Raw genomic sequence first — 21,181 nt, 5'->3', positions numbered from 1 at the left:
CACAGCCTTCTTCCAAACCGACCCGAACCTAGTCTGGTAAAACCGGCTTAAATTCCTGCTGGTAGCTAAACAGAAACCGCGATGCTGAACTTCTAACTCGCGGATTCCAGTTGCTTCAATCGCGGCATCAAATTCAACAGCTCTCTGGTGTAGGGATGCTCGGGCGTTGAAAACAGGGCATCTGTGTTCTGAACTTCGACCAGTTTTCCCTGTCGCATCACGCCCACCCGATCACACATCTGACGTACAACTGGTAGGTCGTGACTGATGAACAGCATGGTCAGTCCCAGATGATCCTGCAGATCTTTCAGGATGTTCAGGATTTGCGCCTGGATCGAGACATCCAACGCGCTGGTCGGCTCATCGCAAATCAGGAACCGGGGCTGCGTGGCTAGTGCGCGAGCAATACAGATGCGCTGACGCTGCCCGCCTGAGAATTCGTGCGGGTATTTGCGCCATGCGTCTTTCGCCAACCCGACCCAGTCCAGGAGTTCCTTAACACGCGGTTCAACCTGCGCTTTGGGAAGGATGCGATGGTGCAGAATTGGTTCGGCAACGAGATCACCAACCTTCATCCTCGGGTTCAGGCTTGAGAACGGATCCTGAAAGATCATCTGGATCTGGCGGCGATAGGCTTGGAGCGCCTCTGATCCCATGGCCGTCACCTCCTGCCCGTCAAAGACAACGCGGCCTCCATCCACGGGATAGAGCGTGCCGATCATCCGCGCGACGGTGGATTTGCCTGATCCGCTTTCGCCCACAAGGCCAAAGACTTCGCCATCCCGGATATCGAAACTCACCTGATCAACAGCGGTGAAATACTGCCGCTGCGACGGTAAAATGGCGCCCTTCTGCAGGAACGTCTTGGTGATGTTCTCTACCTCTAGCAGCTTACCGGATTTGGACAGGCCGGTTTTGTCCCAATGGGCTGCCAGATCGTCGATCTTGAAGGTGCTTTCCCGTTCGCCGTAGCTGACCACCGGGAACCGTTCGACCTTGGTGTGCGGCCGTGGCACAGCGGCGATCAGAGATTTGGTATACTCATGTGTTGGTGCGCCAAGGATCTGATCGGTGGTGCCGCTTTCGACCACATGGCCGGAATACATCACCGTCACCGTATCGGTGGTATCGGCGATAACGCCCATGTCGTGGGTCACAAGGATAACACCGACCTGGCGCTCCTTGGCCAGTTCCTTGATCAGGTCCAGCACTTGCGCTTGCACAGACACATCCAATGCGGTCGTGGGCTCATCGGCAATCAGGACGCTGGGTTCCGTGCACAGCGCCAAAGCGATCACCACACGCTGACGCATCCCGCCGGAAAACTGATGCGGATACTGGTTGAACCGGTCCGCCGGGTCCGGGATGGACACGCGATCCAGCAGGGCAATCGCACGCGTCTTGGCCTCAGATGCAGACAGGCCAAGGTGTAGCTGAATCGTTTCGACCAATTGCTCACCAACAGTGAACAGCGGATTCAACGAGGTCAGCGGGTCCTGAAAGATCATCCCGATCTCTTTGCCTCGGATCCTGCGTTTGTCCTCGGCGTCCAGTTCGTCGATACGCCGACCGTTCAGCCAGACCTCGCCCTCGGACACATGGGCCGGAGGGTCCATCAGACCGATCACGGCATTGCCGGTCATCGATTTGCCCGCGCCACTTTCGCCGACAACCCCCCGGATTTCACCGGGATGCAGGTCGTAGGTCACGTGTTCCACCGGCTTGAAAACACCATGGCGGGTGGGGATTTCTACCGTTAGGTTGCGGATCGAGAGAACGGGATCGGTCATTTCAGCCTCGGGTTCAATGCATCGCGCAGCCAGTCGCCCAGCAGATTTACACTCAGGGCCAGCGCCAGAAGGGTGCAGGCGGGGAAGAACAGTATCCACCACTCACCCGAGAACAGGAACCCCTGCCCGATGCGGATCAGCGTGCCCAGTGACGGCTGTGTGGGCGGAGCTCCGACGCCCAGAAAGCTAAGAGTCGCTTCGGCGATGATCGCCAGTGCAAGTGAAATCGTTGCAATCACCAGCACGGGTGACAGCACATTCGGCAGGATATGGCGCAGCATGATCGTCAACGGATTTTGCCCAATGATCCGCGCAGCGGCTACGTAGTCCTTGTTCTTTTCAACCAGCGTGGCGCCGCGAACGACCCGGGCAAATTGCACCCAGTCGGACAGCCCAATCGCCAGGATCAGCACCCAGATCGCCATCTGATCGCGGTACTCGATGGGCGTGATGCCCTTGGCGATACCAAAGATCAGCATGGCCAGCAGGATCGAAGGGAAGGTCAGTTGCACGTCCGCCGTACGCATGATGATGGTTTCGGTCCAACCGCCGAAATACCCTGATAGCAAACCCAGGATGATTCCCAGAACCATCGCAAACAAAACAGCGGCGACCCCGACAAACAGCGAGATCCGCATCCCGTAGAGGATGGTCGAAAACACATCCCGCCCCTGATCGTCGGTGCCCATCACAAAGCTTTCACCTGTGAAGGCATTCGGCTCCATCGGCGGGGTGAAGCCATTCATCAGGTTCAGACTGGAGGGGTCGAACGGGTTCGTCGGTGCAATAAGCGGCGCAAAGATCGTGACAAGAACCAGCAGCGAAGCAACTGCTGCCGAGACCATAGCCACCGGAGATCGGCGAAAGGCGTAGAATTGATCGCTGTCCAGAATACGTTGCAGGCGGCTCATGCGCTGACCCTCAGACGCGGGTCGATGAAGGCGTAAAGAATGTCGACAGCAAGGTTAATCGTGACAAAGATGACCGAGATCATCATCAGGTAGGCTGCCATAACGGGAATATCCACGAACTGGACTGCGTTGATGAACAGCAGGCCAAGACCCGGCCACTGAAACACCGTCTCGGTGATGATGGCAAAGGCGATAATTGCCCCCAATTGCAGGCCGATGATGGTTATTACGGGCACCATTGTGTTCTTTAGGGCGTGGCGAAAGTTGATGACCCGATCACTTAGGCCGCGTGCACGGGCAAAGCGAATATAATCTTGCCGCAGCACCTCCAGCATCTCAGATCGCACCAACCGCATGATCAAGGTCATCTGATACAGCCCAAGCGTGATCGCGGGCAGGATCAGGGCCTTTAATCCGCTGCTGGTCAACAAGCCGGTGTTCCACCACCCCAAATCTACGACTTCACCGCGCCCAAAGCTGGGCAGCCAACCCAGTTCGACCGAGAAGACGTAGATCAGCAGAATGCCAATCAGGAAGGTGGGCAGCGAAACCCCGATCAGCGAGGCCGACATGATGAAATTCGCCGCGAACCCATCTCGTCGGATCGCGGTGAACACGCCCAGCGCGATGCCAAGAACAATCGCCAGAATCGCCGAGACCAACGCCAGTTCCAGTGTCGCCGGGGCGCGTTCGGCCAGAATCTCGGCAACCGGGCGGCCCTGACGGAAGCTAACACCAAAATTGCCCTGGACCGCCTCTTGCAGGAATTTCACGTATTGGACCGGGAAGGGTTGATCCAGGCCCAGCTGGCTGCGCAGCCGTTCCACATCCTCCATGGTCCGTTCCTGACCCAGCATGTTGTCGATCGGGTCGCCGACAAAACGGAACATGGAAAAGGCGACGAGGCCCACGACGAAAAGAACCAGCGCCGACTGGGCCACGCGCCTGATAATATATGACAGCATTTAGTTGACCGTGACCCAACGCAGAAGGAAGAAATTGTCGGGCCGTTGCGTTAGCTCGATATTGCTGCGCGCACCCCAAACCAGAGGCTGGACGTAGAGGGGGACATAGGCGACCTCGTCCTGAAGGATGGCAGTAACCTCATCCAACATGGCCTGGCGCTTTGGCTCGTCGATCTCGGACTGGATCAGCGGCAGCAGCTCATCGACGCGCGCGTTGGAGTATCCACCGAAGTTCCAGGACCCCAGCTTCTTTTCCTCATTCGGGGTTGAGGCCAGAAAGCGCACGGGATGTTCGGCGTCAAATGTACCCGGCGACCAGCCCAGAAGATACATGTCGAAATTATCGGCCCGCAATTCCGGCCAGTAGTTCTGAACCGGCATTGCATCCAGTGTCACATTCAGACCTGCCTGTGTCAGCATGGCCGTGATCGCCTGACAAACAGATTCGTCATTCAGATAACGGTTGTTGGAGCATTTGAAGCTGACTTCTGCTCCCTCAGCCCCGGCTTCGACCAACAGTGCCTTTGCGCCTTCCAGATCATAGCCATACGGGTCCGCATTCACAGCTGAGTACCCACGCATCGCAGGGCTGACAAGCTGGCTTGCGACTTCCGCATTGCCCCGCATGATTGTCTGCAAGATGGCCGGGACATTGACCGCCTTTGCAACCGCCTCGCGGGCACGCGGATCGAGGAATAGATCAGTGCCGCCCTGCCCGTCTGCGCTTGCGCCTTCTTTCTGGTCAAAACCCAGCATGATGACGCGCGCCTCAATGCCTTGGATAACCTTCACATCCGGGTTGCCCTGCAGGCGTGCAACGTCCTGAATCGGAACAGGGTTGATGAAATCAACATCACCCGACAGCAATGCCGCCAGAGCAGTCGCAGGGTTTTGGATCGGCACCAATTCTGCGCGGGTCAGGTTGTGTTCAACATCTCCCCACCAGCCGCCAAAGGGCTCCAGCACAGTGCGCAGGCCGGGCTCGCGCGCAGTCACTTGAAACGCACCCGTCCCGTTTGCGTTCAGGGTTGCGTAATTCCCGGCCTCTTTGTCGGGAAGAACTGTGTCATTCGCTTCGGCCCAGCCGCTATCCATAATCATCCAGTTCGCGATGCTATCTGGGAAGATCGGATTGGGCGCGGCGGTCATCACATCGATTGTGTAGTCATCGACCTTCACGACTTCGCTGACCGGGGCGAACCAGCTGCGTGTATCCGAGCTTTCATCAGACGCGCGTTGATAGGAAAAGATCACGTCATCGGCGTTGAATTCGGATCCATCATGAAACGTCACACCTTCACGTAGCTTGAACCGCCAACCAGCGCCACCGTCGATCGGCTCCCAACTGGTCGCTAAGGCTGGTTCGATGGTCATATCCTTGCCGCGCCGCACCAGCCCTTCGTAGACATTGTTCAGGAAACCCAGCACCGGAGCAGAGTTAACTGCATGCGGGTCCAGTGTTTGCGGATCGGTGGTGACGGCAAAGGTGAATTCTTCAGCCACCACAGGCATGGAAAGCGCGCTCAGTAGCGCGGCAGCGGTCAGACGTTTCATGATAGCTCCCACTTCAAAAATTGCCGGGTCCCACGGAAAAGAACCCGGCAACAAAAGTTTAGTTCAGGCCAAAATGCTTGACCATGGGCTGATCTTCCGGATCAACTTCGATGCCCAGATTTTCTGCCATACCCCAGTTCAGCACCTGGTGGTGGATCGGGATATAAAGCTGTTCATCCTGTACCACACGCCAAATCGCAGCAATGTCCTGATTCCGTGCTTCGAGGTCAGTGTTCGAGGCCAGCGACTTGATCTTGGTGTCCAGGTCGTCACTGTCAAAGCCAGTGCCATTCCAAGTGCCGATATCGCTTTCACGACCATGGACAAGGAAATTGAAGATATACTCCGAATCGTAGGTCGGCACACCCCAGCCCAGCATGTAGAAATCGGTCTTGCCGTCGGTGATCAGCGGGAAATGCTGTGCCTTGGGTTTGGCGTCCAGGTTCACCGTGATGCCGATCTGACCCAGCATACCGACAGCAGCCTGACAAATGCCTTCGTCGTTGATGTAGCGGTCGTTGGGGCAATCGAGGCGGATCGAGAAGCCGTCGGGATACCCCGCTTCGGCCAGCAGAGCCTTCGCGCCTTCAACATCCGTGCTGCTTTCGGCATCCATTTCAGCCGTCCAGCCATTCACGAAGGGCGGCGCAATCATGCCCGCAGGCTGAGACTGGCCGCGCATGACCACCTGCTTGATGGCATCCCGGTTGATCGCCTTTGACATCGCCTGACGCACACGCACATCGGCCAAGGGGTTCTTGCCGTCTACATTATCGGCTTCGATATCGTCCGCGCCTTGGTTCAACCCGAAGAAAATGACCCGGTTCTGCGGTGCCTGTTTCACAACCAGACCGTCCGCGGAGTTCACCCGTTCAAGGTCCTGCACTGGCATATCCTGAAGGAAGTTCACCTCACCCGACAGCATCGCGGCAACGCGGGTGGCGTCGTTCTGGATAGGCGTATAGATGATTTCGCTGATCGCCATCGGGAACTGATCGCGGCCCCAATAGTCTTCGTTGCGCTCCATCACAGTTTTCACGTCTGGTTCACGGCTGACCAGCTTATAAGGCCCTGTGCCATTCACATTGGTGGTGGCAAAGGTGATCTCACCCCCTTCGAAATCCTGAACCGCAACCGCATTGTTTGCCTCGGTCCAACCTTTGTCCATGATGAACAGGTCAGTGAGGTTTGCGGGCAGGATCGGGTTCGGGCCATCGGTCACGATCTCAACCGTGTGATCGTCCACGGCACGCACTTCGACGATCGAGTTGATCAACTCTTTCATGTCCGAGTTCGGCTGCTTCGCCCGGTTGATGCTGAACACCACATCCTCGGCAGTAAAATCGGCCCCATCGTGGAATTTCACGCCCTGACGCAGATTGAATACCCAGACATTCGGGTCATCAGCGCTGGGTGCCCAGTCCGTGGCCAACGCAGCTTCGAACGCGCCCGTGGTGTCACGAATGATCAGCGGCTCGTACATCTGATGGCGCACGGTATGCGTGGGCCCTTCATTTTGCGAATGAGGATCAAGCGTCAGCGCATCCCCGGAGCGCGCCCAGCGCAAAGTCTCAGCCTGAGCCAGCGTTGTTGAGGCCATCAACATCGCCAGCGCGAACATTGGTTTCTTCATTATTTTCTCCCTTTTTTTGCAGCCCGTTGACTGCACTGAATCCGCGATGCTGTGTCGCAAATTTCTGTTAACGCTAAAACTGAGGATAGCATACCAACCGCGTCGGCATGTCAATCGCTCAACAGCACAGAATTTGAAGAACGGAGATGAAACAAGAGTTTACCCCGTGTTAACCGAAACTCAGAACATTCCCGTGCTGATCCATAGCGTTGAGATGCGCGGGGCGTTCCAGTCCGTTGGCGAAGGATAAACACCGTTTCAGTATCCCCGCCTTGGTGTTGGCGCAGTCCTTAGCGACCTGGCACGCACATCAAAGAATGATACGTCGCTCCACCCCAATTTGATTCAGGAATTCCTGATCATGGCTGACAACCACGATGGCCCCGTCATACGCATTCAGGGCGCTTTCAAGGGTCTCAAGGGCTTCGATGTCCAAATGATTGCTGGGTTCGTCCAGCAGCAATAACTGCTTTGGCTGGCTGTGCCCAAGCGTGCAGGCCAAGGCCGCCCGCATGCGCTGCCCACCGCTAAGCGTGCCGATCGTCCGATTTGCGTCGTCTCCTCGAAACAGAAATCGGGCAAGCACGGCGCGACGCGCATTTTCGCTTGCGTGCGGGTCAATCCGCGCAAGAGCGTCCCGTACGGTTTCATCAGCATGCAGCAGGCTTAGATCCTGATCGATCAAAACGGTGGGTACGTGAATCGAGGCGCAGCCCGTTTGCGGTTGAAACTGCCCCAATATGCAGGCCAGAAGCGTGGATTTTCCGGCGCCGTTCGACCCCTCAATCGCCACCCGTTCAGGGCCCCGGATCGAAAAAGACACACCATCAAGCAGACGTGGGCTATCGCTATAACCGAAACCAAGCTCATTCACAGTCACCACGTCACGCCCATGTGCTAGGCCCGATGACGGAATATCCATGCTCAGAGGGTCCAGAATTTCAACGGCTTCACGCGCCTTGTTCAATGCAGCTTCTGCCTCTTTGCTTTGTCGGTCGCGCAACCGTGCGGCCGGCCCTGTTGAGCCTTCGCTGCGTTCTTTCATGGCATTCAACAAAAGCTTTGACTGGCTGCCAGAAGCGCGCAGCCGTTCGCCTTGCCGGTCGGTGCGCGTCTTACGTTCTGACGCGCGTTGCGCACGTATCTGGGTTTCGGTCAGTTGGCGCTCTGCCCGTGCCAGATCTTGTTCGGCGGCGGCCAGCTCCGCATTCTTCACCAGACGATAGGCAGAGTAGTTTCCCCGATATGATCTGGCTCCAATGGTCGTCAGTTCGACGATGGTGTCCATTTCGTCCAGCAAGGTGCGATCGTGGCTTGCAACCACGATGCAGCCGCGCCATGCCCGCAGCGCATCGATGACATATCGGCGGCCATCGTGATCCAGATGGTTTGTCGGCTCATCCAGCAAAAGCACCTCGGGCTCAGCAAACATCAGCGACGCAAGGCTTGCGCGCGTTCTTTGACCGCCAGACAATGCACTAAGCGGTGTCTTTGGCGACTGATCCAGCCCAAGACCGCCAAGCGCGGTTTCCAACCTTGTCTCCAATGTCCAATCGGCTTCGGCAAGATCATCCAGCGTTGCGTCACCACACTCGGCGCGCGTGAGTATGGCAAGCTGATCTGCCACTCCAAACAGATCAGCCAATGTGGCGCCTTGCTCGAACTCAGGGGTTTGCCGAAGAATACCAATGGAGGCCGGAGATGTGATCGTGCCACCCATCGGAAGCAACTCCCCCGCGATGAGACGCAACAGGGTTGTCTTTCCGGTTCCGTTCCGACCAACAAGGCCCGTTCGTTCGGGGCCGAATTTCAATGTCAGATCAGTGAATACAGGATCGTTACAGGGGGTGTGCCAGGCCAGACCGGCAATTGATACGGAAGACATGATTTACGCTCGCAGAAAAAGACCGAAGGGGTGTCAGTTTGCGGGTGCGTGATCCATGTTCGTCTGCTCCTGATATCTGCCTTCAACACATAGCGATGGGATAGTGCATATACAAGGTTCTGTGCTTTCAGACTGAACCCGACCAATCGGTACAATACCGCGATTGGCTGCTTCATCGGCAGAAAACAGCGGGATTTTATACTGTCGCGCACACCCTTAAGGCATCAAGAATTGCCGCATGTATATTGCGGCCTGCGGATGCGTCCCCAATCCGGGCCAAATGGAATTGACCCTCTGGATTGATATCGACGAAGGGAGCCGTCCCATTGATGAGCGCCTTGTGGTCAATCTGGCCACGGTTGCGCGCGCTTGGTTTGAGGTCATGATACAGATCGGCCATTGGCGACAAACCATGTTCGACAACAACGTGATCAACAAGATATTCCGCGACATGCCCTGTCAACACGTGACGCAGTTGCGCACGAATACGACCACCGTCACGCTCCAATTCCACAAGCTCGTGCAAGCAAGTGAACGAGACGCCGTTGGCGGCTAGATCACGCAGTGCAACGGCAGAGGTCGTTGGGCCAAGGTCGTGCAAAAGCGCCCGATCAGGGGTGACAAAGGTGATGCGACACCCCGTGCATGCCAGCATGTCTGCGGTAACAGCCGCGGGATGATCGCCGACTTCGTCGAACAACAACACATCGCCCGCAACACGCGCCGCACCCGACAAGACATCCCAGCTGGGCACGGCCAGATCACCGCCGGTTACGGGCAACGGTGCGGGCCAGCCACCTGTTGCGATGATGACAAAGTCAGGGGCCTCAGACAGAACGCCATCGGCTTCGGCATAGGCGTTCAGCCGAATATCAACCCCAAGCCGCGTCACTTCTGAGATCAGCCAATCCGCAACGCCCCAAACCTGTCGGCGTGTCTTTCCTTTGGCCGCCAAAACCAGCTGTCCGCCCAGACGATCCGAGGCCTCGAACAGAACAACGTTGTGCCCACGCAAGGCACAGACGCGTGCGGCCTCCATCCCGCCGGGACCGCCCCCAACGACAACCACGTTCTTACGGGCATCACCCGGGGTGATGACATGGGGCAATATCTGCTCGCGGCCTGTGGCAGCGTTGTGCCCACAGACGGCGGGCTTGCCTTGGTTGACCCTGTCGACGCAATACCCCAAGCCCACACAAGGGCGGATGCGTTCTTCGTCACCGTTGGTGAGTTTTTCGACCAGATAAGGATCGGCCATCTGCGCGCGGGTCATCCCCACAAGATCAACATGCCCGCCCGATAGCGCATGCCGCGCGGTGGCAATGTCCGCGATCCCTCCAGCATGCAGGATCGGCAGACCAACTGCATCACGGATACGGCTGGCCACCGTGATGTGCGGAGCGGCGGGCAGGCCCATGGGACGCACCCATTCAGCCAGGCCCAAATCGTCATAGGGCGCCCCTGCCAGAATGTTGAGCAGGTCGACATGTCCGGACTGCTCCAGCATCCGGGCTGCGGCCACGCAGTCTTCGGCGCTCAGGCCAACATCGGTCAGTTCATCGCCAGTGATACGCATCGACAGGATGAAGGCGGGCCCAACTTCGGATCGCACCGCATCAAGCACCTCAAGCGTTAGGCGCATTCGGTTCTCTAACGCCCCGCCATAATCGTCGTCGCGCTGGTTGGTCAAAGGGGACAGAAATTGCCCCAACAGGTGCGAATGAGAAAGCAGCTCAATCCCATCAAACCCGCCCTGCCGACACCGCCACGCCGCCGCAGCGAAATCGCCGATCACACGGTCGATATCCTCTTGCTCCATTATCTTGGGGAACGCGCGATGCGCGCGTTCGCGGACAGCAGATGGCGCCAGAACCGGCAACCAATGCCCATCATCCCAAGCGGTGCGGCGCCCCATATGGGTGATCTGGCACATGATGGCAGCCTCATACGCATGAACGCCGTCCGTAAGCTTTTGGAACCACGGGATAATGCTGTCGTCCCCGGCATAAAGCTGGCCGAACACGGATGGGCTGTCCGGGGCGATATTGGTCGACCCACCAACCATTGTCAGGGCCACACCGCCCTTTGCCTTTTCCTCGTGATACAACCTGTAGCGATCTTTTGGGTGACCATCTTCTACGAAATTCGGCGCATGGGATGTGCTTACAATCCGATTGCGCAATGTCAGGTGCTTTAGTTGAAACGGGTCGAGTAGATGTGCCACGTCCATATACCTTTGGTCATAACAGGCGTTGGAGCCGCCTTTTGCCGCGCACACGGAACTGCGCCGTCTCTTGCATGATATTTGTGAAGCAACCCCTAGCAACTATCTGCTTCCGACATCGGTGAACAAAAAGACGACCTTGTCAGAAACCTTCGATACAAAAAATACAGTTTGCCAATGGCATGCACGCTAGGTCCAGACTCTCGGGCTGCCCTCTTTCAACATTTACAAATTAAGATATTCATCTTATTGATTGTATATGACCATAGCCCGACTCTCCCGACGCACTTTTTTGCACAATGCTGCCTGCTTCGCGGCACTCGGCGCTCAATCCAGGGGTGTACTGGCAGAGGTACAGATCGGTTCCTCGGGTAGCCTCACAACACTATCGGATGGGCATCTGTCCATACCGCCAGAAATGGCCTTCGGGTCAATGCCCCAGGATGAGTTGGAGCAGTTGCTAGAGCGCAATCAAATAGATGCGACAAGATACGAGCCAGAGTGTAACGTGTCGCTCTACCGAGATGGCACAAACACGGTACTCTTCGATGTCGGGGCAGGCCCAGACTTCATGCCCACATCGGGCAAGCTGCTGGATGCTCTTTCTGCCATGGACCTCTCGCCCGAGGACGTTACCGATGTGGTCTTCACCCATGCGCATCCCGATCACATCTGGGGCGTTCTGGACGATTTTGACGACCTGCTTTTCACAAACGCCACGCACCACTTTGGCCGTACAGAATGGGACTATTGGTGGAACCCGGCAACGGTTGAAACGATTGGCGAAGATCGCGCCGCGTTTGCAGTCGGCGCAAAGCGGCGCATGGAAGCAATCGAAGACCAGGTCACGTTCTTTGAGGACGGGCAAGAAATCCTGCCCAGGATTGCCGCGCGCGCAAGTTTTGGGCACACGCCCGGACATATGGCGTTTGAAATTCGACACGGCGCGGACTCGGTAATGGTTGTGGGCGACGCGCTCGGGAATCCGCATGTGGCCTTCGAACGCCCGGACTGGCACAGCGGCACGGATCAGGACCCTCAGACTGCGGCAGCCACACGCAGCCTGCTGCTGGATCAGATTGCCGAAGAACAGATGAAAGTCATTGGTTTCCATCTGCCCGATGGTGGGATTGGCCGGGTCGAAAAGACCGGCTCGGCATATCGATTCATAGGAGAGCCGTCATGATGCGGTCACTCGTGATTGCCTTGGCCTTGGCCACACCCGCTTGGGCTAGCGAGGATATAGCCGATCAGTATCCGCAAAGCGCACTCTACTCCAAGCCGGTCGAATACATCCCCGGTGTCTATTCTGCCATTGGCGCAACCGCGCCACCCACCTACGAAAACGCAGGTCACAACAACAACCTCAGCTTTATCGTCACCGGTGAAGGCGTGGTTGTTGTAAACGGCGGAGCGGCCTATGTGCTGGCGCAAGCCCTGCACAAGGAAATTCAGGCGATCACGGATCAACCGGTCAAGCTTGTCTTCAACGAGAATGGTCAGGGGCACGCGATGCTCGGCAACGCCTACTGGTCGGAACTTGGCATTCCAATCGTGGCACATTCGGATGCAGCCGCGGAATTCGAGGAATATGGCCCCCAGATTCTGGAGGGTATGCAGCGATACAATCGCGACAAGTCAGAAGGAACCTTTTTGGCCGGTCCGACCGAGACATTCGATGATGACTACGTGGTTGAGATGGGCGATTTCCGGATTGAAGCCAAATACCTCGGACCTGCCCATAGCCCCGGCGATATCTCGATCTGGTTGCCAAATCAAAGCCTTGTCATCGCGGGGGATATGGCATTTCACGAACGTATGCTGCCGATCTTTCAGGAGACCTATACAGCAGATTGGCTTGAAACCTGGGACAACGCGTTCGAGCCTTTGGGCGCCACGTATGTCATACCCGGACACGGCCATCCGACAAACATGGATCAGGTGCGCCGTTATACGCGTGACTATTTAATTTACCTGCGTGGCAAAGTGCAGGAGCATATGGATGCGGGTGGCGATCTGGCCGAAGCCTACTATGTCGATCAATCCCCTTATGCCCATCTGGACACATTCGAAGAACTGGCGACCAAAAATGCCGGGCGCGTTTTTGAACAAATGGAGTTCGAATAGCTCAGGATCGCTGCAGCGCGGGCAGTCGCGTTGCGACGCGATGTGTAGCAATCGCTCCGACCCACATAAAGAACACCGCAAGCCAAGCGGTCAGGGACAGGGCGGACCCTCCGGACAACCCTGCGCCCACGGCGCAACCGCCTGCCAGCATGGCACCAAAGCCCATTAGGGCAGCGCCAACCAGGTAGCGTTCCATCGGGGTGTCGTTGCCGAACCGTTCGATTTTCCATTCTCCGGCATACACGGCCGAGGCCGCAGCTCCGATTGCCACACCCGGAACCAGACCGATACCGAAAGACAAGGCAACGTTTCGCTGGGTGACCAAGGCCATCAACGTATCCGTCGCAGGGCCGGTAAAGGTGATCGAAGACACGGGCACGACCTCGAAAGAGGTCTGAGCAATTGTGAAGGTCATCAGCCAGCCGAGCGCGACCGCCGCCGCCACACCCGCAGCTGATAGAATCCGTGCGGGCTCGACCAACCGATGGATTGCGAACGCTGTTGCAAGGACCAAACCCAATGCCGCAATCGCGGTGTTAGTTGCGGGCGAAAACCCAAGTATTTCTGACAGATCGCGCGATGGGCCACCTGAAATCATCCAGAGGCCAGACAGCGCTTCGCGGGTGGGGCTAAGAACACCCGTATACGCAGTCTGGGCCACCAATGTCAGGACCAGACCGGTCACCAATGCACGCAGATTTCCGCAAGACGCCAAGACCAACAAGCGCGATGCACATCCGCGCGCCAGAATCATACCTGCGCCAAACATCGCACCACCGATGATTGCGCCACTCAGGCTACCGGTCGATGCGATGGCACGTGTCTCAGACAGATCCAACCACTCAAACAAGACGAGCGCCTGTACCAGGGTCAGCGCTGTGGTGAAAGCGATCAGCCAAACCGCCAGGCGCGGGCCAAACTCACCTTGGGCGACTTCGACGGTCGACGCACGCAAGCAAAAGTGAGAGGTCTGGGCCGTCGCGCCAAACAGGATGCCAACAAGCACTCCGGCGCAGGCCAAGGCACCTTGGTCACCCAGCAGATCAATGAGCTTCTCCATGCGCGGAAACTCTCACACCGTTGCGTGTTCGTCTTTGTCTTCGGTCAAGTCGTCATCTGGCGGCCATTGGCCTGCGCGCCATTGGAAACGCGCCGCATTGCCGTTCGAGGTCTGCAAAAATCCGGTAGTTTCCGTCTTCTTGCAGTTGGTCCAGTTGATCACGAAAATACTGTTGATAGTTCATTTCAGTTCCCAACAGCCTCTTCCACAATCTCAGACAACAGGGTCTGGACCTTTTGCATTGGTCCATCGGGATAGCTTCGGTACCCCACCATCACGCCATTGTCGTCTTCGGCCACAAAAATCCCATACGGACAAAAGCCGATGTTCATCGGGTCGGCCTCCATCATCTCACGCGAGAGTTTTGCTGAGCAGAAAATGAAGATATCAGCGGCCGCAAAAATCTGTTTGTCGCTGCCAACATCCGCACCTGTCCGGTTCAGCATCTCGCCGACATGGCTTACATAGTCGATGACCAGCCCTTGCCCGACTATCGCCGATTCAACGGCGAATGTGGCATCGTCAAAACTGCCGTCAAAAGGGGAGGTGATGACCTCTTGGGCCAGAGCCTGACCTGTGAGAACGGTGGAAAATACGGCTACAGCAACAACGTGTTTCATGATCTTTATGCTCCTCCTGAACCGCATTTTCTCAGATTGTCTTTCGGGGGCTTTGACACGGATCAAAGCCCCCGAAGCCCTTAGCTGAACATGTCCGAGGTGATACCCGCATACCAACCCAGCGATTCCTCGTAGGTTGCTTTCCTCAGATCGGCATCTTCGCCGGTTTGGCTGATAAAGCCGTCCACCTTGGCAATCTTTTCAGGCGTCGCCTCATAGGTCGCGCCAACTTTCACACCATCATTGGTGTCGATCAGCGACCAGCATGTGTTCGAGAACTTGGCCGGGAACACTTTGGACCCGGTCAATGCACCGCGCACGGCATTCGCACAGACCTTCGCCTGACTGTTGGCCGAGAAACCGGATTTCGGCATGTCACCTTGCTGGCTCGCATCGCCGAGAACATAGATATCCGGATCGGCCTTCGAGGACATGTCGGCCGCATTCACCGGCGCCCAGTTGCCATCGGTAACACCGGCCATCTCTGCAATACGCCCGGCCTTCATCGCCGGGATGACGTTGCAGACATCGACCTTGGTTTCTTCACCGTCGATGGTCACGGTCATTGCGTCCGGGTTCACGGATACATTGCCGCCGCCAAAGTCTTCGCCGATCCAGTCGACCATGCCTTCGTAATGGTTTGCCCAACCTTCTTGGAACAATGCCATTTTCGAGAATTTCGGCTTGGGGTCGGCGATGATGATTTTTGCCGTTGGATTATTCTCTTTCAGAACATGGGCCACCATGGAAATACGCTCATAAGGTCCGGGTGGGCACCGGTATGGGTTTGGCGGCGCAACCATTGCAAACGTACCGCCCTCAGGCATTGCCATAACCTGTGCTTTCAAAAGCTCGGTCTGCGATCCGGCCTTGTAGGCGTGCGGCATCTTATTCTGCGCTGAAACATCCCAGCCTTCGACCGCACCATCGACAAAGTCGATACCCGGGCTCAGGATCAGCTTGTCGTAGGGAACGGACCCGCCCCCAGCCAAGGACACCGTCTTGGCATCACGATCAACACCAACGGCCCAATCATGGACCACGTTGATCCCGTAGTTCACCGCTAGAGCACCATAACTGTGTGCGATATCCGAAAGCTCTTGAAACCCAGCCAGATAGAGATTTGAGAAAAAGCAGGTATAGTAGGTCCGCGATGGCTCGATCAGAGTTACATCAATCTCACCTTTGCTGTCTTTGGCGATGTAGCGCGCAGCGGTTGCGCCACCCGCACCACCACCAACAACAACGACACGGGGCTTGCCTTGCGCCAGCACCATCGGCGCCGATAGCCCAGCTGCCATAACACCTGCGGCCCCCAAGAATGTTCGTCTGTTGTATGTCATTGCGTTACCTCCCATATCGCACTGTTATTCTGGATTATTGAAATAGGCCGCCAATGCCGCGATCTCGTCATTACTCAGCCGTCCGGCAATCATTTGCATGACCGGATGAGGGCGCTGTTTGTCCTTGTACGCATGCATCGCGACCACGAAATCTTCGTCTGGCCAGTAGACGATTGACGGAATGCCCGCGTCGCCCCCTTTGATCTGATGGCAGGTTGTACATTCGCTGCTGAGATAGGCGCCATATTCCGGGTCGCCCTGAATAGCCAGTATCGCCGGATCAACAGAATGATCCGTGCCCCTGGCCGTTGGATCCGCTTCGGGGATGTCCTGCGGATTATCAGAGAATCCGCGCAAAAAGGCGATGATGTTGGCGCGGTCCTCGGGGTCTTTCAGGCCCCGAAAACTCATCCGTGTTCCAGATGCAAATGCACGTGGATTTTCAATATAGGCCGATAGAGTATCAGCGTGCCACTCCAGGCCCGAATTTCCCGCACGCTCAAGGCTCTTGGAGTAATTGAACCCGTCAAGGCCTGCCGCTTTGCGTCCAAAAACGCCATTCAGATGCGGGCCGATCTTGTTTTTGGCACCCTCACCGACCTGATGACATCCTTTGCATTTGGCAAACACCACTTTCCCGGCTTCGGCGTCGCCCAGGTCTTCAGTTGCGCTGACCGACGAGGTGGTCGCTATAGCGACCGCCGCGCAGGTCAGTATGTCCAACCAGCGCATGATCAGTTTCCGAACGACTTGAGATAGACGATCACAGCTTCGATATCGTCAGATTTCTTGAGCCCCGCAAAAGACATCCGCGTGCCTTTCATGTACTCTTTGGGTTTCTTCAGAAAGGCCGCCATTTCCTGGTCAGTCCAGACAAGCCCCTTCTCAGCAGCAGCGTTCATGGCCTTGGAGTATTTGAACCCTTCGACTGAGGCTGCATTGGCACCGATGATCCCGTTCAATACGGGTCCTGTGCTGTTTTTTGCACTTTCACCGACCTGATGACAGGCTTTGCATTTCTTGAAGACTTTCTCGCCAGCGGCAAACACTTCTGTGGTTCCGTCCGTATCGCTGGGTTCCTGAATGGTTGGCGTTGCAGCAGCTTCGTCCTCAGGCTTTGGCGCTGCAGTCGGAATGAACGAAGGACCTTCTGCCGTAAACGTTGGCAATTCGTCCGCGCTGGCGTCGTTCATGACCGAGTTTGAACCACCTTCGGGTGGTGTCTCCACCAAAAAGACAGAGCGCATAGTGACGGCGGCTTCTGACTTGCAATTCTCCATGCATGGCTCTTGCCGCCACTCGGCGTACTCAGTTTCAGGACGTACATCGACGACAAAGCCGTTGATGTTGTACATCTCAAAATCGGCGAAGTTTTCGTGGTTGAGCTCGAAGTCGTCATCCACCAGATCGTTAGAATAAAGGATGTAGGCGACGATCGCATAGGTCTCATCCGCGGTCAGCGTACCTGCTTCACCAAAGGGCATAGAGCGGGAAATATAGTCCCAAGCAGTTGACAAATGCGGCCAATAAGAGCCAACAGTTTTCACTGGATCTTCGTCAGCGAGCGTATCGAAGCCACCGGCCAGAACAGGCCAATTGTCAGCGCCTTCGGCAAACTCTCCGTGACAGGACGCACAGCGATCGACAAACACTTCTTCTCCGGTCCAGACATCGCCTGATCCAACCGGCAAGCCACGCCCGTCGGGCAAGACATCGACGTCCCAGGCCGCGATCTCTTGCTCAAGCGCGGGGCGCCCAAGCCCGTATGTGCCCTCGCTGCTGGGCGCAGGCGCGGTCAGGTTCATCTCGTTTGCGGCCCGCTCGGCCGCTGCGGTCTGGATTTCTTCGACCTTGGCCGCCAGTTCGGCTGCCCGGCTGGCCTCTGCTTGCGCGCTTTCCTGGGCAGTGGCTGCGTGCGCCTCAACCTGACTTATCCGGGTTTCCAAGGTTTCTATCTGCGATTGGCCGTAGTTCCGGTTCGCTATAGCCACTGCCGCCGCAAGCACCAACGCCGTGCCGCCGAATACGGGCAGAAAAACATGACTAAGAGACTTCGACATTCTCGGCGATCCCTTCTGCGCTCACGTACCAAGTCTGGATACAGTTGTTGTGGTAGACCGAGTTTTCACCGCGCTTCTCACGCAGTTGGTCTTTGGTTGGTTGGACATAACCGGTTTCGTCCATCGCCCGGGCCTGCAACAGCATCGGTGCCCCATCCCAGTTGGTGTCGAGATAGAACCGCGTCAAAGCCTTGCTGTCCCCCTGCTTGCCAAGACGCGCCGTCTCCCAAGTAATGCCACCGTCCTTGGACACATCGACCCGCGTAATTTGTCCGTGACCGGACCATGCAAGCCCGGAAATGACCAAGGGTCCCGGTCCGTGTTTGATCGGCATTTGCGGGCTGGGTGAGGTGATGACGGATTTTGCATCCATCACCCACGTCCATTTCTGGGCTGTGCCATCTTCGTAGACGTCGGTGTATTTTGATGTTTCTTCGCGGCTTTCGACCGCCATATCGACAACCTCAATGCGGCGCAGCCATTTGACCCACATGTTGCCTTCCCAGCCAGGAACAACCAGTCGCACGGGATATCCATGCTCCATGCGCAGCGCTTCACCATTTGCCTTGAAAGCTACCAGCACGTCATCCAGTGCTTTTTCCATCGGGATGGAGCGGCCATTGGATGACGCGTCTGCGCCTTCAACATAGACCCATTTGTCTGGTGAGATATCGGCGCCTGCTTCCTGCAGTAGCGTACGCAACGGAACACCGGTGTATTCCATGTTGTGAATCATGCCGTGGGTAAATTGAACGCCGTTGAGTTGCGCACCCGCCCACTCCATACCAGTGTTCGCCGCGCATTCGCAGAAATACACATGGTTTTCGCGCGGGAAACGTTCGATGTCGTCATACGTGAAGACAAGCGGACGATCGACCAGCCCGTTGATCATCAGGCGATAGTCCTCTTTGCGCAGTTCAATCGCTCCTGAATGGTGACGCTCAAAAGCGCAGCCCTGCGGCGTGATCGTGCCGTCAAGCGCATGGATCGGCGTGAAGTTGATCGACGAAATCGGAGAGGCGGTCAGCCATTCCACATTGCGCCGAACGACATGGGATTCGAAGCTGATCGGCATGCCATAAGGTGACTCATCGACACCGGCGCCTGTGTAAGACGCCCAATCCTGAAGCTCTGTTATCAGTGGGTCGGGCGTGTCTGCCGCTGCCGCACCCGCAACTGACCCAGCCGCAACCGCAGCACTGCCTTTCAGGAAGGCCCGGCGGGACGGTTTGAACGCGTCATCCATATCTCTTAGGTCTCCATTGGTTTCTTAAGCGCCGACAACATCGACGCTGGTGTTCTCTTGCACCGTGACAATGCCAAGGTTGCGAATGTGGTTTTCGACGACATCCCAGATCGGCGGACCTTCGGTGCCTTCGTTGACACTGGCCCAACCCGCTACGACATAGGTTTTCGATGGATTAATCGCTTCACCTGTCTTGAGCAGGGTCATTTCGCTGATCCGCTGCCCTTGTGGTTTAGTCACATCAATGCGGTAGCCCAGACCACCGACGCGGACCATATCGCCGCCTTGCTGGTAGTAAGGGTCGGGGTTAAACAGGTTGTCACCAACATCCTCAAGGATCACATGGATGAATTCACCTGTCATTTCTGTGCGATAGGCATTGGGATACGACATCGATGTGACGTTCCAGATGTCTTCACGTGTGATTTCCTGTCCCGGCAGGATTGAGGGTCCCCAACGGACGCCAGGCGACATCGCAATGTCTGCCTCACGCTCATTGATCAGGGCATCACAGATCAGGTCATCCCAGGTGCCGTTAAAGTTACCGCGGCGGTAGAGCAGCGAGTCCGTTTTGCCGATCACCTCACTCAGAGCAGCCTCATAAGGCGCGCGCTGATCATTTATCAGCGCAGTGATCGCAGGATCGGGCGCGATAACGTCAGAGAAGATCGGGATCAGCTTGTGCTTAAGCCCCATCATCTGCCCGTCCCTTACGTCGAGATCCACGCGGCTGACGAATTTACCGTTCGAGCCAGACGCGATGATATGCGTTTTATCGACCAGAACAGGTTCCGGCAGCGCATCATGGGTGTGGCCACTGAGGATCACGTCGATCCCTCGCACGCGGCCTGCCATCTTCTTGTCCACGTCAAAGCCGTTATGGCTGAGGACAACAACGACATCGGCACCGGCATCGCGAACCTCATCGACCATGGCCTGCATGTTTTCATCCCGGATACCGAATGAGTATTCTGGGAACATCCAGCCTGGGTTCGCAATTGGCATGTAAGGGAACGCTTGCCCGATCACGGCGACCTTTGCACCGCCCCGATCAAAGAACTTGTAGGGCTGGAACAATTCTGCAGGCTCATCCCACTCGGCATCAAAGATGTTCTGCCCCAAGGCGGCAAAGGGCAAACTTTCAACGATTTCGTTGACCCTGTCGCTGCCCAACGTGAACTCCCAATGGAAGGTCATTGCATCGGGTTTCAGCGCGTTCATGACATTGACCATGTCCTGACCGGCCGTCTGATAGCAGGTGTAAGACCCGTGCCAGGTGTCGCCACCGTCCAACAGCAGCGCATCGGGACGGTCTGCACGGATCGCGTTGATGACAGTTGAAACCCGATCCAATCCACCGACCCGACCGTAGGTCTTGGCCAGCGCAGCGAAATCATTGTAGGTCAGCGCATAGGCTGACGGGCTTCCATCTTCGATCCCATAGGCCTTGCGGAACGCGGCACCGGTAACATGCGGCATTTGCCCTCGCGCATCGCCAATACCAAGGTTTATCTCTGGCTCACGAAAGTAGATCGGCTTGAGTTGCGCGTGAATGTCAGTGACATGGATCAGGCTGATATTGCCGAAGGTCTCAAACTCCAGCAGTTGATCCTGTGTCAGGCTTTGCTGTGCGGCAAGTTTCGCCCAATTGCCAAACCCGGACGCCCCATAGAGCGCCGAGGCCGCCATTGAAACCTGCAAGAAGTCACGTCGCGAAATCATCAATCAGCTTTCCTATTTCACATATAAATATGTGAATGTTA

At 56.6% G+C, this 21,181-nt stretch carries 17 protein-coding genes; 2 read left to right on the top strand and 15 right to left on the bottom strand.

Going from position 1 to position 21,181, the window contains the following annotated elements; genetic code table 11:
* Positions 1-92: 92 nt before the first annotated feature.
* The 7 genes from AC2FGE_RS18255 to AC2FGE_RS18225 all read right to left on the bottom strand — a co-directional run bounded on the left by AC2FGE_RS18255 (position 93) and on the right by AC2FGE_RS18225 (position 10,962).
* Positions 93-1,790 carry an ABC transporter ATP-binding protein gene (locus AC2FGE_RS18255; protein WP_496820702.1) on the bottom strand — a complete coding sequence of 566 codons (1,698 nt, stop codon included), beginning with the start codon at positions 1,788-1,790 and terminating at the stop codon, positions 93-95.
* Positions 1,787-2,701 carry an ABC transporter permease gene (locus AC2FGE_RS18250; RefSeq protein ID WP_496820701.1) on the bottom strand — a complete coding sequence of 305 codons (915 nt, stop codon included), beginning with the start codon at positions 2,699-2,701 and terminating at the stop codon, positions 1,787-1,789. Before AC2FGE_RS18250 ends, AC2FGE_RS18255 begins: the two co-directional genes overlap by 4 nt.
* A complete protein-coding gene (locus AC2FGE_RS18245) occupies positions 2,698-3,666 on the bottom strand; it encodes an ABC transporter permease (protein ID WP_496820699.1) in 969 nt (322 codons plus the stop codon). Before AC2FGE_RS18245 ends, AC2FGE_RS18250 begins: the two co-directional genes overlap by 4 nt.
* Positions 3,667-5,220, bottom strand: a complete 1,554-nt coding sequence (locus tag AC2FGE_RS18240; RefSeq protein ID WP_496820698.1) for an ABC transporter substrate-binding protein — start codon at positions 5,218-5,220, stop codon at positions 3,667-3,669. It abuts the gene before it with no gap.
* A gap of 58 nt (positions 5,221-5,278) precedes the next feature.
* Positions 5,279-6,853 carry an ABC transporter substrate-binding protein gene (locus AC2FGE_RS18235; RefSeq protein ID WP_496820697.1) on the bottom strand — a complete coding sequence of 525 codons (1,575 nt, stop codon included), beginning with the start codon at positions 6,851-6,853 and terminating at the stop codon, positions 5,279-5,281.
* Positions 6,854-7,163: 310 nt separating this feature from the next.
* A complete protein-coding gene (locus tag AC2FGE_RS18230) occupies positions 7,164-8,738 on the bottom strand; it encodes an ABC-F family ATP-binding cassette domain-containing protein (RefSeq protein ID WP_496820695.1) in 1,575 nt (524 codons plus the stop codon).
* Positions 8,739-8,934: 196 nt separating this feature from the next.
* Positions 8,935-10,962 carry an oxidoreductase gene (locus AC2FGE_RS18225; protein ID WP_496820693.1) on the bottom strand — a complete coding sequence of 676 codons (2,028 nt, stop codon included), beginning with the start codon at positions 10,960-10,962 and terminating at the stop codon, positions 8,935-8,937.
* A gap of 433 nt (positions 10,963-11,395) precedes the next feature.
* Between AC2FGE_RS18225 and AC2FGE_RS18220 the strand changes: the two genes are divergently transcribed.
* Both AC2FGE_RS18220 and AC2FGE_RS18215 read left to right on the top strand, forming a co-directional pair.
* Positions 11,396-12,148 carry an MBL fold metallo-hydrolase gene (locus AC2FGE_RS18220; RefSeq protein WP_496820692.1) on the top strand — a complete coding sequence of 251 codons (753 nt, stop codon included), beginning with the start codon at positions 11,396-11,398 and terminating at the stop codon, positions 12,146-12,148.
* Complete coding sequence (locus AC2FGE_RS18215) at positions 12,145-13,089, top strand: MBL fold metallo-hydrolase (RefSeq protein ID WP_496820691.1); 945 nt, start codon at positions 12,145-12,147, stop codon at positions 13,087-13,089. The genes AC2FGE_RS18220 and AC2FGE_RS18215 overlap by 4 nt, the downstream gene beginning before the upstream one ends.
* Before the next feature lies 1 nt (position 13,090).
* On the opposite strand, the gene AC2FGE_RS18210 is transcribed toward AC2FGE_RS18215, so the two are convergent.
* The 8 genes from AC2FGE_RS18210 to soxB all read right to left on the bottom strand — a co-directional run bounded on the left by AC2FGE_RS18210 (position 13,091) and on the right by soxB (position 21,140).
* Positions 13,091-14,149: a YeeE/YedE family protein gene (locus AC2FGE_RS18210; RefSeq protein WP_496820690.1), complete on the bottom strand. Its 1,059-nt coding sequence runs from the start codon at positions 14,147-14,149 to the stop codon at positions 13,091-13,093.
* 12 nt (positions 14,150-14,161) lie between these two features.
* Complete coding sequence (locus tag AC2FGE_RS18205) at positions 14,162-14,311, bottom strand: hypothetical protein (protein ID WP_496820723.1); 150 nt, start codon at positions 14,309-14,311, stop codon at positions 14,162-14,164.
* A 23-nt stretch (positions 14,312-14,334) separates the two neighbouring features.
* A complete protein-coding gene (locus AC2FGE_RS18200) occupies positions 14,335-14,769 on the bottom strand; it encodes a DUF302 domain-containing protein (RefSeq protein ID WP_496820689.1) in 435 nt (144 codons plus the stop codon).
* A gap of 80 nt (positions 14,770-14,849) precedes the next feature.
* Entirely contained in the window at positions 14,850-16,112 is a 1,263-nt protein-coding gene (locus AC2FGE_RS18195) for an FCSD flavin-binding domain-containing protein (RefSeq protein WP_496820688.1), read from the bottom strand.
* A gap of 24 nt (positions 16,113-16,136) precedes the next feature.
* Complete coding sequence (locus tag AC2FGE_RS18190) at positions 16,137-16,844, bottom strand: c-type cytochrome (RefSeq protein ID WP_496820687.1); 708 nt, start codon at positions 16,842-16,844, stop codon at positions 16,137-16,139.
* 2 nt (positions 16,845-16,846) lie between these two features.
* A complete protein-coding gene (locus AC2FGE_RS18185; protein ID WP_496820686.1) occupies positions 16,847-18,172 on the bottom strand; it encodes a c-type cytochrome in 1,326 nt (441 codons plus the stop codon).
* Complete coding sequence (gene soxC / locus AC2FGE_RS18180) at positions 18,156-19,418, bottom strand: sulfite dehydrogenase (protein ID WP_496820685.1); 1,263 nt, start codon at positions 19,416-19,418, stop codon at positions 18,156-18,158. The genes AC2FGE_RS18185 and soxC overlap by 17 nt, the downstream gene beginning before the upstream one ends.
* A gap of 24 nt (positions 19,419-19,442) precedes the next feature.
* Positions 19,443-21,140, bottom strand: a complete 1,698-nt coding sequence (gene soxB, locus AC2FGE_RS18175; RefSeq protein ID WP_496820684.1) for a thiosulfohydrolase SoxB — start codon at positions 21,138-21,140, stop codon at positions 19,443-19,445.
* Positions 21,141-21,181: the final 41 nt, after the last annotated feature.

Source organism: Ruegeria sp. YTSA075 (genome assembly GCF_059610245.1).
Note: the sequence above shows the minus strand (reverse complement) of the source record. Positions and strands in the feature narration are given on the sequence as shown.